General features: G+C 38.5%; 14 protein-coding genes. 8 read left to right on the forward strand and 6 right to left on the reverse strand.

What is annotated here, in order from left to right; translation table 11 throughout:
- Positions 1-439: 439 nt before the first annotated feature.
- The 3 genes from J4861_RS03625 to J4861_RS03635 all read left to right on the forward strand — a co-directional run bounded on the left by J4861_RS03625 (position 440) and on the right by J4861_RS03635 (position 2,980).
- Entirely contained in the window at positions 440-643 is a 204-nt protein-coding gene (locus tag J4861_RS03625; RefSeq protein ID WP_211815839.1) for a hypothetical protein, read from the forward strand.
- A 24-nt stretch (positions 644-667) separates the two neighbouring features.
- Positions 668-2,233: a hypothetical protein gene (locus tag J4861_RS03630; RefSeq protein WP_211815840.1), complete on the forward strand. Its 1,566-nt coding sequence runs from the start codon at positions 668-670 to the stop codon at positions 2,231-2,233.
- 282 nt (positions 2,234-2,515) lie between these two features.
- Complete coding sequence (locus tag J4861_RS03635; protein WP_211815841.1) at positions 2,516-2,980, forward strand: HU family DNA-binding protein; 465 nt, start codon at positions 2,516-2,518, stop codon at positions 2,978-2,980.
- Between the two features lie 216 nt (positions 2,981-3,196).
- Here the strand turns inward: J4861_RS03635 and J4861_RS03640 are convergent, their stop codons facing one another.
- From J4861_RS03640 to J4861_RS03665, 6 genes are all read right to left on the reverse strand, one after another.
- Positions 3,197-3,742 carry a hypothetical protein gene (locus J4861_RS03640; protein ID WP_211815842.1) on the reverse strand — a complete coding sequence of 182 codons (546 nt, stop codon included), beginning with the start codon at positions 3,740-3,742 and terminating at the stop codon, positions 3,197-3,199.
- Positions 3,743-3,772: 30 nt separating this feature from the next.
- Entirely contained in the window at positions 3,773-4,288 is a 516-nt protein-coding gene (locus J4861_RS03645) for a hypothetical protein (protein ID WP_211815843.1), read from the reverse strand.
- 119 nt (positions 4,289-4,407) lie between these two features.
- A complete protein-coding gene (ruvC, locus tag J4861_RS03650; RefSeq protein WP_211815844.1) occupies positions 4,408-4,983 on the reverse strand; it encodes a crossover junction endodeoxyribonuclease RuvC in 576 nt (191 codons plus the stop codon).
- A 24-nt stretch (positions 4,984-5,007) separates the two neighbouring features.
- On the reverse strand, positions 5,008-5,652 hold the full coding sequence (locus J4861_RS03655) for an MBL fold metallo-hydrolase (protein ID WP_211815845.1): 645 nt from the start codon (positions 5,650-5,652) through the stop codon (positions 5,008-5,010).
- A gap of 68 nt (positions 5,653-5,720) precedes the next feature.
- Positions 5,721-6,344: a 16S rRNA (guanine(527)-N(7))-methyltransferase RsmG gene (gene rsmG, locus J4861_RS03660; RefSeq protein ID WP_211815846.1), complete on the reverse strand. Its 624-nt coding sequence runs from the start codon at positions 6,342-6,344 to the stop codon at positions 5,721-5,723.
- Positions 6,345-6,394: 50 nt separating this feature from the next.
- Positions 6,395-7,165 carry an RsiV family protein gene (locus J4861_RS03665; RefSeq protein WP_211815847.1) on the reverse strand — a complete coding sequence of 257 codons (771 nt, stop codon included), beginning with the start codon at positions 7,163-7,165 and terminating at the stop codon, positions 6,395-6,397.
- A gap of 69 nt (positions 7,166-7,234) precedes the next feature.
- Between J4861_RS03665 and J4861_RS03670 the strand changes: the two genes are divergently transcribed.
- The 5 genes from J4861_RS03670 to rimO all read left to right on the forward strand — a co-directional run bounded on the left by J4861_RS03670 (position 7,235) and on the right by rimO (position 13,033).
- Positions 7,235-7,858 (forward strand): HAD family hydrolase, encoded by a 624-nt coding sequence (locus J4861_RS03670; RefSeq protein WP_211816637.1) that lies wholly within the window; start codon positions 7,235-7,237, stop codon positions 7,856-7,858.
- A 105-nt stretch (positions 7,859-7,963) separates the two neighbouring features.
- Positions 7,964-8,782 carry a 3-methyl-2-oxobutanoate hydroxymethyltransferase gene (panB, locus tag J4861_RS03675; protein WP_211812684.1) on the forward strand — a complete coding sequence of 273 codons (819 nt, stop codon included), beginning with the start codon at positions 7,964-7,966 and terminating at the stop codon, positions 8,780-8,782.
- Positions 8,783-8,960: 178 nt separating this feature from the next.
- Entirely contained in the window at positions 8,961-10,136 is a 1,176-nt protein-coding gene (locus J4861_RS03680; protein WP_211815848.1) for an MFS transporter, read from the forward strand.
- A 526-nt stretch (positions 10,137-10,662) separates the two neighbouring features.
- A complete protein-coding gene (gene ftsY, locus J4861_RS03685) occupies positions 10,663-11,613 on the forward strand; it encodes a signal recognition particle-docking protein FtsY (protein ID WP_211815849.1) in 951 nt (316 codons plus the stop codon).
- A gap of 118 nt (positions 11,614-11,731) precedes the next feature.
- The gene (gene rimO, locus J4861_RS03690) at positions 11,732-13,033 is read left to right on the forward strand and encodes a 30S ribosomal protein S12 methylthiotransferase RimO (RefSeq protein ID WP_211815850.1); all 1,302 of its coding nucleotides are present in this window, start codon (positions 11,732-11,734) and stop codon (positions 13,031-13,033) included.
- Positions 13,034-13,048 lie beyond the last annotated feature (15 nt).

Here is a 13,048-nt window from a genome sequence, read left to right on the forward strand (position 1 = left end):
ACAATATAGATATATCTAGTTAGAGTGAGATTTGTTTTTTTCTTTTTATTTATTCTTTTATTTCACTTTTTCTTTTTACCTTTGCGCCCGTGAAACAATTAGCAATAACATATCAGATGAATCCAGCACAGCAAAGAAATGTTTGTTTCTTTGCCTTTTTTAGTGCTTTATATTTGGTAGTTTCAGATATTTTGCTAACACACACACACACAGGCGCTACTAGCGTTTAATCATCCGTTTTTTCTTCCAGCCTACGCGCGCGCGAAGCGTGGCGTAACCCTTGTAAACAAAGGACCTCTAGGAGTTTCCTTTGTTCGCTTTTTCGTGTCCATTTATGAGCTGTTCAAAAGGCAAAATAAGAACAAAATAATATCTATTTTAATCAATAAGGTAATAAAAACAGGATGTGCTGACAGCGTATCCCTTAAAATTAAATGAAATGAGAGTAATTGAAAGAAAGATTTATCAAAGACCCCAGTGCAACATTATTTGCACGGAGACAGAAGCCCTATTAGTTAATGCTAGTGGTAATGCAGGAAAGATTAACCCAGGCACAACTGTGGGTGATGCAAAGCGTAATTTTTTTAGCAGTGAAGAGGAAGACCAGAATGGTACTTCTTGGAGTGACACTGAAACGGAGTAAGATTTATTAGTAAGGAAAAAGAAAATGAATAAGTTTATGAAAAGAACAACTATAGGTTCAGTAATGCGAGGCATGTGTTATGGCTTCGCAGCTTTATTGTTTGCTGCCAGTTGTGCCAATGATGATATTGCACAGGGAGAAAAACAGAAGAATAATGAGATCCCTGCTGAGGCAACCGTCTTTACTGGCACTTCTCAGCCAGATGCTATAACGCGTACAGCAATTCTCAACCATACAAAAGGCGCAGGTGCTTCTGTAAATTGGAGCAGCACGGACAAGATATGGGTAAAAGACGATGGGGGAAACTGGCAGCAAAGTACAACGACGACTATCCCTTCTGCAGCTAATCCATCATTTGCCAAGTTTGCTCTTTCAGGTACATATACGGGTGCTTCACACGGCATTCTATATACAAACAAGGCGGTTGTAGGAACGCAAACACAGGTAGAGATTAAGGCTGCACAAACACAGTCTGCCCCAAACAACTTTGATCATGCAGGCGAATCAGGAGATTGCGGAATCGCCACAGCGAGCAAGGTTGGCAGTGATTATAGTTTTTCCCTTGACCACAAGGCAGCTTATCTTTGCTTTATCCCTCGCTCAAGCAATCCATACGTAAATCGTAGTAAGCTGATTAAGATTGAAATTATGAGTGACGACGATATAGCAGGGATTTACGACATAGCGGCTAACGGTACACTTACCCTTGCTTCTGGTGGTTCAAAAACGATTACCGTAACCACAGGTTCAGGCTTTGCAATAGACAATTCTGCTGATGATATGAGCAAGAATGCTACCTATGCAGTCATTGCTCCCGGTACACATACTTTCCGCATTCGTTACTGGCTTCGCAATACAACTGATAATCCAAATGGAACAATAGAGGGAACAGTCTCAAAGATAGTTACGTTAAACTGTACGGCTGGTTCAATTCATGATGTAACAGCTAATCTTGATCCTCATAACTATGACGGCAACCATTATTATATGTGGGATGCACAGGAACAATATTGGAAGGGGCATGAGTGGAACTTAGGTGGTAGCCAGCCAACCATCCCTTATAATAATAGTAACGACTACCCTAAAAGTAACAGTGATCTAGGTTATTACCACGAGGGTAGCGGTGCATTCCAAGCTACCTTCTCTTGTACAAGTCTTCCCAACGTGAACGAGATGGTTTGGTATGCGGTAAAGGGTGATCCTTGTTGGGATAAAGACGAATTATGGACAACTATGGGTCACTTATATAAAGGAGGTATGTGGTTTAAGAAGAAAGTATATATTAGTGGATTCAACGCTAACAGTGCTCCTGATGGAACCGATTGGCGAACAAGCGGTAACAGCAATAGCTGGGCTGCATCCCAGACACTTCCCCTTGCTACTGATGCAAATAAATACTTTTACATGCCCACTTTGGGGTATTATCAATGGGGACAGCTAAACTACCTTGGCATCTACGGCAGCTATTGGTCATCTAGTACTAATCCGTCGGTCAGCAACAGCGCATACTATCAGCGTGTTTATAGTGGTTTCGTCCTCGTGGATTATTTCAATCGCGACCTCGGATTTAGGGTACAGCCATTTGAGTGATCCTTGCGATTGTCTTTTACAGGTGTCGCCCTTTGAAAAGGCGACACCTTACGACCGTCGTAAGGCGGTTGGAATTAAAAAGAAAATCGGAAACGTAGTTCTGCTATTACAATGAATTTCAAGGGTGTTTAATACCTATAATCAAGGGTGTTAAACACCCTTGGTCAACAGTGTTAAACACCCTTAGACGACAGTGTTAAACACCCTTGAAATTGAGTATAGAATACCATTGAAAGAGTTAGTTTTATCAATATATTACAAACCATTTAAAAGTATAATGCTATGGTAGAATTTGAAGTTAAATCAAAGAAACAAACAATCGGAAAGAAGAAGGGGCAGACGGTGTATTATGCCGTGGCTAAGAGTAATCAGCACCTGACACTAGACTCGCTGTGCGATATGATTATGGACGAGACTTCGCTCTCGCGCGGTGACGTGATGAACACGCTTATCACACTGGGCAAGATGGCGTGCCGTTCGCTGAAGATGGGCGCAAGTATTGACCTCGGCGATCTTGGTTCGCTTCGTGTTTACTTCCCACCAAAGATGATGGACACGGAGAAAGAGGTTACGGCTGCCACGCTTAAGACACCTAAGATTGTCTTTACGCCTAAGGCTAAGATGCGCGAGGCTGTACGAGCCGCAGAAGTTTCGGTGGACAATCCAGCAAGGAGAAAGAGCCCCAGTCCTAGCCCTTCTCCAAAAGAGGGAGGTAAAGATAGCCCTGGTCCAGTGCTGGAAGGTTAAGAATTAATATCTTGAAAGGGTGTGCATTACTTCGCATAATGCACACCCTAATTATAGTTCTCAGTCGGTTATTAGAATCTAAGTATATTTTATCTTTCGTAATATTTTGTTTATTATCCGTTTAAACTTGGTGTAGTATGCTAGGCATTCAATACAGGAATATATAGTCTGCTTGATAATAAAAAGATATGTTCAGGTTTTAATGATTGGTTGGGACTAAATCTTTGTCATGTGGTATCCCATACGTTTTAACTGTATAGCTGTTCCCATAAAGTACATTTGATGAAGGGCAGCAACATAGGCATGAAAGGCATCACTGCTACCAGGGGCAATAGGTAGATGACGAAGCAGGCTATTAGTGCGAGCTGCACACTTTGCAACAATATTAGCAACGTCCTTATGCTCTTCAGTAGAAAGAAGTAGAACTTTCTCACAAATATAGTCATCCATGTGGTCATAATCAATACGATCGCGTAGATAAGTGTAGAGATTCTCTACCTTACTATACAACCCCCAGTCTTCATCCCAGTATTTAGTTATTGCCATACCGATGTACATCATCCAACCAAGGGAGACGGTAGGATAGTTGGCAAACTCTCGCATACCATCAGGTAAGTAAGCCTCAGCAATACCCAACCACTTATCTTCCATGTCGGTAATATCTGGCAACATATTATCTACAAGTTGTTTCCCTTGTAGATAAGTAGTCAAATCCTCTTTGAATTTGTCTTCAAATGAATATCTTAATTGTTCGTCTTGCATTGTTATGTATCTTAAAATATTGAATTTATACTACTCAGCCAATTTCTTTTTCACTTCAGCCAATGCTTTAATCCAGTCGGTATCGAGGGAGAACTGAGTTAGATAGTCCTCACTATTGAAGTATACCAAAACAAGATTCTTATCAGGGTCATTATAGAGTGGGTGATTAATACTTGCATCACGGAATATCTTAAGAATTTGCTCTTTTCTCTTTTGCTTGTCAGCACGTGCATACTCTTTCGTAAAGAGATTAACATACTCATGCATATAATAAGCCATAGAGTCAAGTTGTGCGTTGAGATGAGCAATATCCTTAGTAGAAAGTTGCTTCGTTGTATCAACAAGAGCAGATAATGTTCGAGTATTAAGATAGGTAATTGCGTCGACTTTAAAGGAAGCTGCTTTGCGCACATTTACATCTTCTTTACTGTCAGTTGCTATCTTGTAAGCACTTGCATATAGTTGTTTCGATACACGCTCCTGCTGGGCATTCACCGTAAGTACAGATACGAGTAGGAATGAAAGAGCTATTATTCTATTTTTCATACGCTTGATACTTAAATCCTTGTGTTGTTTTTGTTGTTATCTTTGACGTTATTGAAGTTTTATAGGTTTAATTGCATCACTGTATTCATGAATAAATACAACTGTGTGAGGAGTTTTGTTTATCTTATTCTGTCCGCATTTTTGTGCACAAAATCTTTCCAAGATCCATAGTGTTTAGCATCCGTTTCTGGCCGACTCATCTGTAAGAAATGACAATAAGCTGCTGCAACAGCATCCGTAGCATCCATAAAATGGGGCATTTGATCGTCACGTAGATGTAGTAGCTTTTGTAACATACCAGCAACCTGTTCCTTAGAGGCTGAGCCATTTCCCGTAATAGCCATTTTAATTTTCAATGGTGCGTATTCTTGAATAGGGACATCGTGGTTAATAGCAGCAGCAATAACAACACCTTGCGCACGTCCAAGTTTCAGCATTGATTGTACATTCTTTCCAAAGAAAGGAGCTTCGACGGCTACTTCATCAGGTAAATATTCGTCAATAATACCTGTTACACGTTCAAATATTCTGCCTAATCGGAGATATACATCTTTCTCCCTGCGCATGTCAATGACACCCATGACAACAAGTTCAGCTTTATTTCCACAGACACGTAGCACACCATATCCCATCACATTAGTGCCAGGATCGATACCAAGTAGTATCTTTTCGGGTTGTGAACTTCTTGTTTTCATCTTGAGGAATTATTTTACTTGTGTTTATCGGTCCATATAAGGGTTATGAGATAGCTCGAAACCGATAGATGTCTGTGGTCCATGCCCAGGATAAACAATAGTAGTGTCGGGAAGTTGTGCAAGTTCTCGAAGACTACTAATAATCTGAAACATACTACCTCCAGGGAAATCTGTTCTACCAATACTTCCTTTAAACAAGGTATCACCAGTAAAGATGACATTCTCTTCTGCACAATAAAAACATACTGAACCGCCAGAATGTCCAGGAGTATGCATAACCTTAAAGGTGTGTGAACCGAATGATATAATTTGCTTGTCTGTTAGTTTTAAATCACCAGCAGGCAAGTCATAGTTCAGTTGCATTCCAAGCATCTGTGTAGCTGCCTGCTTTGGATTATTCATAAATACACTATCGCCTTCAGAAACCTCTGGTTGGAGGTTGAAGGTAGCAAGAATGGCAGCATCACCAAAGTGATGATCAAGATGACCATGGGTACCAAGATTGTGGACAGGTGTTAGTCCATCCCCTTTTATATAATCAATGATAGAGTTCTGTTCGCTTTCTGTAAGTGCGCCACAATCAATAATAACACATTCCTTAGTTTCGTCACTGACAACGTAGCAGTTCTCCTGAAGAGGATTAACCTCGAAAGTTTGGATTTTAAGCATAAGTGATATTTGAGTGTAAATGGTTGATAATGGAGAAGAATTATATTATATAATCGTAAAGAAAAGGATTATCCTGGTACGTAAATAAGATATTTCTCCTTAAACCATTCTTCATCAAACCATTGTGAAAGTTCAGTTTTCTCAGCAATGTTTTTGTATGGTTTCAGCTCTTCATCAAGGTTTCCACCTTTTAAAACAATGACACCATTTGGTAAAACATTATGTTGGTCTGATGCAATATTCTTCTTGACAATCTTCATCAAATCAGGTAGTGGCATCACTGCACGTGATACAATGAAGTCAAACTTTCCTTTCTCTTCTTCTCCACGTAAGTGAGAAGGGAGGACATTTTCAAGACCAATTGCATCAGCAACTTCCTGTGCAACTCTTACTTTCTTACCTGTACCGTCAATGAGTTTAAAGTTGGCATCAGGAAAGAAGATAGCAAGAGGAATACCAGGAAAGCCTCCACCAGTACCAAAGTCAAGGATATTTGTACCTTCACGGAAGTTTATACATTTTGCGATAGCTAATGAATGAAGAATATGATGCTCATAAAGATTATCAATATCTTTACGTGAAATGACATTAATTTTTGCATTCCAATCGTGGTATAGTGCATCGAGCGCTGCAAATTGTTCTTCCTGTTTTGGAGTAAGTTGAGGAAAGTATTTCTTTATAATTTCAATCATAATCTTTTTGTATGAGGTTTAGCGGTATAAAAATAAAGCCATAGATAATGTTAGTTGTCGATAGTAACTCTAACTTCTTTCTGACTAATCTCACCTGGGGTATAGATGAATACAGTTGAATCATCTGTAAGAATGAAGTTTTCTGCAGGGTAGGGAGCTATACCAATGAAATATCCCTTTGCTTGTAATCCTGCTATATCATCTTTCTCAAGGTCTTCTTTCTCTGCTATACGTTTAATGATTTCCTTTGTTAGTGTCTCTTTATAATCCTTACCAAATTGGTCTTGAAGTGTGATAAGTTTACCGTTCTGGGGATTAAAATTACGTACAATCGTATACTTTGTAAGCTGACCGTTGCCATTGTTAATGGCAATGTGTGATAAGGCGGTAATATATTTGTCCGCAGCAGCTCTTAATTCTGTCTTGATAGTTAGCTCGCCAATGAGTTGACTTTTATCTTTTTCTTTCTGACGAATAAGCTGTGCTATTTCCATATACTGCTTTATATACAGCCTTACAAAGGACGGAATAGCAGTCTTAGGAGTGAGTTTATCGTTATTGATAGCGAAATAGTCTGGTTGTAAAAGCCCCATTCTTAGCAAAGAATCATTGACAGCTGCGTATTTACTCTCTTTCAAGTAAGTGAAATCTACATGCACATGACATTGTATTGCATCTGAAAGACGAGCTACAGTGTCTACAGAAACGACAGCTGTTGGGATATCCAACTTCTTTGGTGCTGATGACTTGTGTCCACAACTGCTCATAATGAATATTAGCATTGTGGAAAAAGCAAATATTGTAAATAACTTCTTTGTCATATATAGGCTACAAAGTTACGAAAAGTTTTTGTAACTTTGCATTATAATATATAATAATAAATGAGGAAAATGGTAAAAGCTTGTTTGTTTGATTTGGATGGAGTTGTGTTCGATACAGAGCCTTTTTACACCTTGTTTTGGCGAAATTTGGATAAAAGACTTCGTCCTAATATTGATAATTTTGAGCATATTATTAAAGGACAGACACTTGCTCAGATATACGATAAGTATTTTACAGGAGAAGAAGAAAAGCAAGAGGAGATTACTGCACTTCTCTATGAATACGAACAGAATATGTCTTTTAATTATATTACTGGCTTCGAGGACTTTGTAAAAGATGTTAGAAGTAAAGGTATAAAGACTGCTGTTGTCACAAGTTCTAACCTTGAGAAGATGCAGAATGTTTATAATAAGCATCCAGAATTTAAGGGATACTTTGACGAGATTCTAACCTCTGAAGACTTTGAAGAGAGTAAACCATCACCTGATTGTTACTTTAAGGCTGCTGCTCGTTTCGGTCTATCACCTAAAGAATGCATTGTCTTTGAAGATAGCTTTAATGGATTGCGTTCGGGAATTGCGTCAGGAGCACGTGTAATAGGTCTTGCTACGACTAATCCTGTGGCTGAAATAGAACCTTATACAAAGGAGGTTATTAGTAATTATGATGGTTTTACTTTGTCAGACCATTAAAAAGGAGTAACTTTGCAGCCCGAAACAAAAGTCAATGTTCAAAATAATGTTTGCTTATAAAGCATATAATGGAAAGTATTGAGCTATTGGATTATAAAAGTGATTATGGGATATTTAACAACAGATAAGAAGAAAGTTACTGCAAAAACATTATTAGAAATGAAGGCAGCGGGGGAGAAGATTACTCAAATGACTGCCTATGACTTTACGACAGCAGGAATTATTGATGCCGCAGGAATCGACAGTATTCTTGTTGGTGATTCTGCATCGAATGTGATGGCAGGTAATCAAGATACAACTCCTATTACTGTTGAACAGATGATTTATCATGCACGTTCTGTTGTACGTGCTTGTCAACGTTGTCTTGTTGTTTGTGATATGCCATTCGGTTCTTATCAGATAAGTCGTGAAGATGGTATTCGCAATGCTATTCGTATTATAAAAGAAACTGGTGCAGGTGCACTCAAAATGGAAGGTGGTAAGGAGATTGCTGATACTGTTAAAGGAATAGTTGATGCTGGTATTCCTGTTATTGGACATCTTGGTCTTACTCCGCAAAGTATTCATAAGTTTGGTGGATATGGACTACGTGCCAAAGACGACGCAGAAGCTGAAAAACTTATAGAAGATGCACTTGCGCTTGATGCAGCAGGTGTCAGTGCTATCACACTTGAGAAAGTTCCTGCTTCTTTAGCCACAAAGGTTACTTCTATGGTGAAAGCAGCAACAATAGGTATCGGGGCTGGTAATGGCACAGATGGTCAGGTACTTGTTTATGCAGATGCTCTTGGTATGACACAGGGCTTCAAGCCTAAGTTCCTCCGTCATTTCGCTAATGTCAACAAATGTATGACAGAGGGTGTACAAGAATATATTAAATGTGTGAAGGATACGAGCTTTCCTTCAGAATCTGAGTCATATTAATATTCGTTTATAGGTAAGAATTTATAAATTACGATTCAAAATGATGTTGGATTGATTAATGGAAATATGTATTTAAAAGCTAAAAAGAGATTGATATATTCATCTTTCTCTAACAAAATACATTACATATTTCAGCGTCTAACTCACATAATGATTAATTTCTGGATAATAATGATTTATGGATACTCAAAACATACCTGTTCACGTTCGTTTGTGGAATAAGCATTTTTGGTTATTGGCAATGGCTAATCTCTTGTTAGTCATGTCGTCTTATATGCTCGTTGCTACCATACCTTTGCGTATGGAAGTTAGAGGATATTCTATGTTACAGATAGCTTTGGTAATGGGTGTGTTCTTTATTGGAATATATCTCTTTGGTAGTCTTTCTGGCTATCTTGTTCAGCGCTATCGTCGCAAAAATGTATTTAATGTTTCAACATTATTACTATTGGCAGTTACAGGTGTACTTTATTATCTAAGTAATTTACCTTATAACTCTTTTGATTATACGCTACTTGTAGGACTTCGTTTCATACAAGGTGCTTTCTATGGCCTTTCTCAACTCGTCCTTCTTAGTACACTCATTATTGATACTGTAGAAGCTGTACACCGAACAGAAGCAAATCATGCCGCAACATGGTTTGGACGTTTTGCGCTCTCATTTGGTCCTTTAGCTGGAATCATGGTATACCAAACGATGAATTTTGCTTCGGTACTCCTCTTGTCTTGTATCTGCTTGGCTGTTTCTTTTATCTTTGTCAACTTAATAAGATTCCCATTTCGTATGCCAAGTGAGGATTTCTCTCGCTTTTCTTGCGATCGTTTTCTATTGAAAGGTAGTCATTGGCTTTTTGTCAACGTGACTCTTATCACATCTGTTGTTGGACTTCTTTTAAGTATAGAACACAGTCCTCGTTTTTATGGAATGCTGATGGTAGGCTTTATTATAGCAATTCTTGCTGAAAGATTTGTCTTTGCAGATGCTGATCTTCGCAGCGAAGCCACAACAGGAATGATTGTTATTGGTATTGCGATTCTACTGATGATTACTCGAAATCAAGAAAGTGTTAGCTATATCGTACCAATCCTTATTGGTTTGGGTGTAGGATTGATAGGAAGTAGATTCTTACTCTTTTTTATAAAGATGTCGGATCATTGTCAACGTGGAACGAGTCAGAGTACGTTTTTACTTGCTTGGGAAACAGGTATCGGTGTAGGTTTGGTCCTTTCTTATGGAGTTTTTAATCTTGACTTACCTCTTATTTTATGGATTGGACTTGGAATTTTGGCAGTCTCACTGATTCTGTATGATACTTTTATTCATAGCTGGTATGTAAAGCATAAGCATAGATAATTTACTTTAATTATTTATTGATACATATTTGAATATTAGTGCTTTATATATTGATTTAATTAAAGATACTTAATAAGTTCTCATAAACTCGTTAGTAACGTTGTTAGTAAGCATTTCTTAGCGCATAAGGAATGCTTACTTGCGTTTACTGTAATCTGATAAAACTCATGTTTCGATTGATGTTATACTATATAGCCCGGTTTTAATAGTAAATGACACTTCTAATCACAAACAAATGTAGTTTTTCTTTGTATTATAAAGTATTTTTTTAAGCCTCCGCACCAATGGTGCGAAGCCTTAGCACGACTGGTGCGGAGGCTTAACACGATGTGTGATGAGTTATATTATTTCTATTAAAAAGCAAATTCTACTATTCAATCATATCATAAAAAAGAATACACTTAGGCTTAAACACGTAAATTATAGCGTAAATATTTCTTGGATAATACTAATTTTCATTGTGTTGTAAAGCAAATTTGCTTTTTCGTCAACTTTTTATTATCTTTGCAACAAATTAGCTAATTATATGGGATTATTCGGTTTATTCGGTAAGAAGAAAAAAGAAACACTTGACAAAGGACTTGAGAAAACAAAAGAAAATGTTTTCTCAAAACTGACACGTGCAGTGGCAGGAAAGTCAAAAGTAGATGATGAGGTCTTAGACGACCTTGAAGAGATTCTTGTAACGTCTGATGTAGGTGTAGATACAACTATTAAGATTATCCGACGCATTGAAGAACGCGTTGCCCGCGATAAGTATGTTTCAACAAGCGAGCTTAATAGTATTCTTAAAAGTGAGATAACGGCATTACTCACTGAAAATAATACAGGAGACAATGGTGAATGGACGTTACCAGAAGATACACATCCATACGTTATACTTGTTGTCGGAGTAAATGGTGTAGGTAAGACTACAACCATAGGTAAACTTGCTTGGCAGTTTAAGCAGGCTGGTAAGAAAGTTTATCTCGGTGCAGCTGATACCTTCCGCGCTGCTGCTGTTGAGCAGATTCAAATTTGGGGCGACCGTGTTGGTGTTCCTGTAGTGAAACAGCAGATGGGAGCAGACCCTGCAAGTGTTGCTTTTGATACACTGCAAAGTGCCAAAGCAAATGGTGCGGATGTAGTGATTATTGACACGGCAGGTCGTTTGCACAATAAAGTAGGCTTGATGAACGAGTTGAAGAAGATTAAGGATGTCATGAAGAAGGTTGTTCCTGAGGCTCCACACGAAGTACTGCTTGTACTTGATGGAAGTACTGGACAGAATGCCTTTGAACAGGCACGTCAGTTTGCTGCTGTAACACAGATTACATCTTTGGCTATTACAAAACTCGATGGAACCGCTAAGGGTGGAGTCGTGATAGGTATTAGCGACCAATTGAAGGTTCCTGTTAAGTATATTGGATTAGGTGAAGGCATGGAAGACTTGCAGCTTTTTGATAAGGTGCAGTTTGTTGATAGCCTATTTAAATAGGGTGTTGGGTGTTGAATGTTAGGTGGTGAATGTTGGGTGTTGATGAAGTGATATTGCATCCCATTTATGCAATTCATTAACACCCAACATTCAACACCTATCACCAAACAAAGAACGAATGAAGAAAAATCAGATAGATATTGTTACCATGGGCTGCTCAAAGAATCTTGTAGATTCAGAGCTAATCATGAAGCAATTTGAAGAAAACGGCTTTCATTGTACACATGACTCAAAGCGTCCACAGGGTGAGATTGCCGTTATCAATACATGCGGATTCATCGAAGCTGCAAAAGAAGAAAGTATCAATACGATTCTTGAATTTATCAATAGAAAGAAGAATGGACAGCTTAATAAGCTCTATGTAATGGGCTGTCTGTCACAACGATACAAAGACGAACTTGAAGCAGAACTTCCAGAGGTAGATAAGTTCTATGGTAAGTTCAATTATAAACAGTTGCTGACAGATCTTGGTAAGGCAGATGTTCCTGCATGTAATGGTGTTAGGCATCTTACCACTCCACGCCATTATGCTTATGTAAAGATTGCCGAGGGTTGTGATCGTCATTGTGCTTATTGTGCCATTCCATTGATTACGGGGCGTCATCATTCACGTCCTGTTGAAGAAGTTTTGGATGAGGTAAGAGGGCTTGTTGCTCAAGGAGTGAAGGAGTTTCAGATTATTGAGCAGGAACTGACCTACTATGGTGTAGACCTTGATGGTAAACATCATATTACTGAACTTATATCACGAATGGCTGATATAGAAGGAGTAGAGTGGATTCGCCTCCATTATGCTTACCCTAATCAGTTCCCACTTGACCTTCTCGATGTAATCGCAGAAAAACCAAATCTGTGTAAATATTTGGATATAGCCTTCCAACATATTTCGGACCATATGCTCGACCGTATGCGCCGTCATGTGAGTAAGCAGGAAACACTTGATTTAATTACAGAGATACGTCGTCGTGTACCTGGTATTCATCTTCGTACAACACTTCTTGTTGGTTTCCCTGGTGAGACTGATGAAGATTTTGAGGAATTAAAGGAGTTTGTTACTAATGCTCGCTTTGAGCGTATGGGAGCCTTCTCTTATTCAGAAGAAGAAGGTACCTATAGTGCAAATCATTATAAAGATGATGTTCCAGAGGATGTTAAACAGGCTCGCCTCGATGAACTAATGGTTATTCAACAAGGGATATCAGAAGAATTAGAAGCAGAGAAGGTAGGTAAAACCTTTAAAGTTATTATTGACCGTAAGGAAGGAGAATACTATGTTGGTCGTACAGAATTTTGTTCACCAGAGGTGGACCCTGAAGTCTTGATATCATCAGCAGAGAAGCCTTTACGTATCGGTAAATTCTATGATGTATGCATCACAGACTCCGATGAGTTTGACCTTTTTGGAGAGGTAGTTAAGTAATAGTTTGTAGTTCAT

Origin of the sequence: Prevotella melaninogenica (assembly GCF_018127925.1) — a bacterium.
GTDB classification, from domain to species: domain Bacteria; phylum Bacteroidota; class Bacteroidia; order Bacteroidales; family Bacteroidaceae; genus Prevotella; species Prevotella melaninogenica_C.

Coding starts and splice junctions, on each gene's coding strand:
- J4861_RS03665 (WP_211815847.1), bottom strand. CDS start 7,165: ATGACAAAGAAGTTATTTACAATATTTGCTTTTTCCACAATGCTAATA.
- rimO (WP_211815850.1), top strand. CDS start 11,732: ATGAAGAAAAATCAGATAGATATTGTTACCATGGGCTGCTCAAAGAAT.
- J4861_RS03670 (WP_211816637.1), top strand. CDS start 7,235: ATGGTAAAAGCTTGTTTGTTTGATTTGGATGGAGTTGTGTTCGATACA.
- ruvC (WP_211815844.1), bottom strand. CDS start 4,983: ATGAAAACAAGAAGTTCACAACCCGAAAAGATACTACTTGGTATCGAT.
- ftsY (WP_211815849.1), top strand. CDS start 10,663: ATGGGATTATTCGGTTTATTCGGTAAGAAGAAAAAAGAAACACTTGAC.
- J4861_RS03635 (WP_211815841.1), top strand. CDS start 2,516: ATGGTAGAATTTGAAGTTAAATCAAAGAAACAAACAATCGGAAAGAAG.
- panB (WP_211812684.1), top strand. CDS start 7,964: ATGGGATATTTAACAACAGATAAGAAGAAAGTTACTGCAAAAACATTA.
- J4861_RS03680 (WP_211815848.1), top strand. CDS start 8,961: ATGGATACTCAAAACATACCTGTTCACGTTCGTTTGTGGAATAAGCAT.
- J4861_RS03630 (WP_211815840.1), top strand. CDS start 668: ATGAATAAGTTTATGAAAAGAACAACTATAGGTTCAGTAATGCGAGGC.
- J4861_RS03645 (WP_211815843.1), bottom strand. CDS start 4,288: ATGAAAAATAGAATAATAGCTCTTTCATTCCTACTCGTATCTGTACTT.
- J4861_RS03625 (WP_211815839.1), top strand. CDS start 440: ATGAGAGTAATTGAAAGAAAGATTTATCAAAGACCCCAGTGCAACATT.
- J4861_RS03640 (WP_211815842.1), bottom strand. CDS start 3,742: ATGCAAGACGAACAATTAAGATATTCATTTGAAGACAAATTCAAAGAG.
- rsmG (WP_211815846.1), bottom strand. CDS start 6,344: ATGATTGAAATTATAAAGAAATACTTTCCTCAACTTACTCCAAAACAG.
- J4861_RS03655 (WP_211815845.1), bottom strand. CDS start 5,652: ATGCTTAAAATCCAAACTTTCGAGGTTAATCCTCTTCAGGAGAACTGC.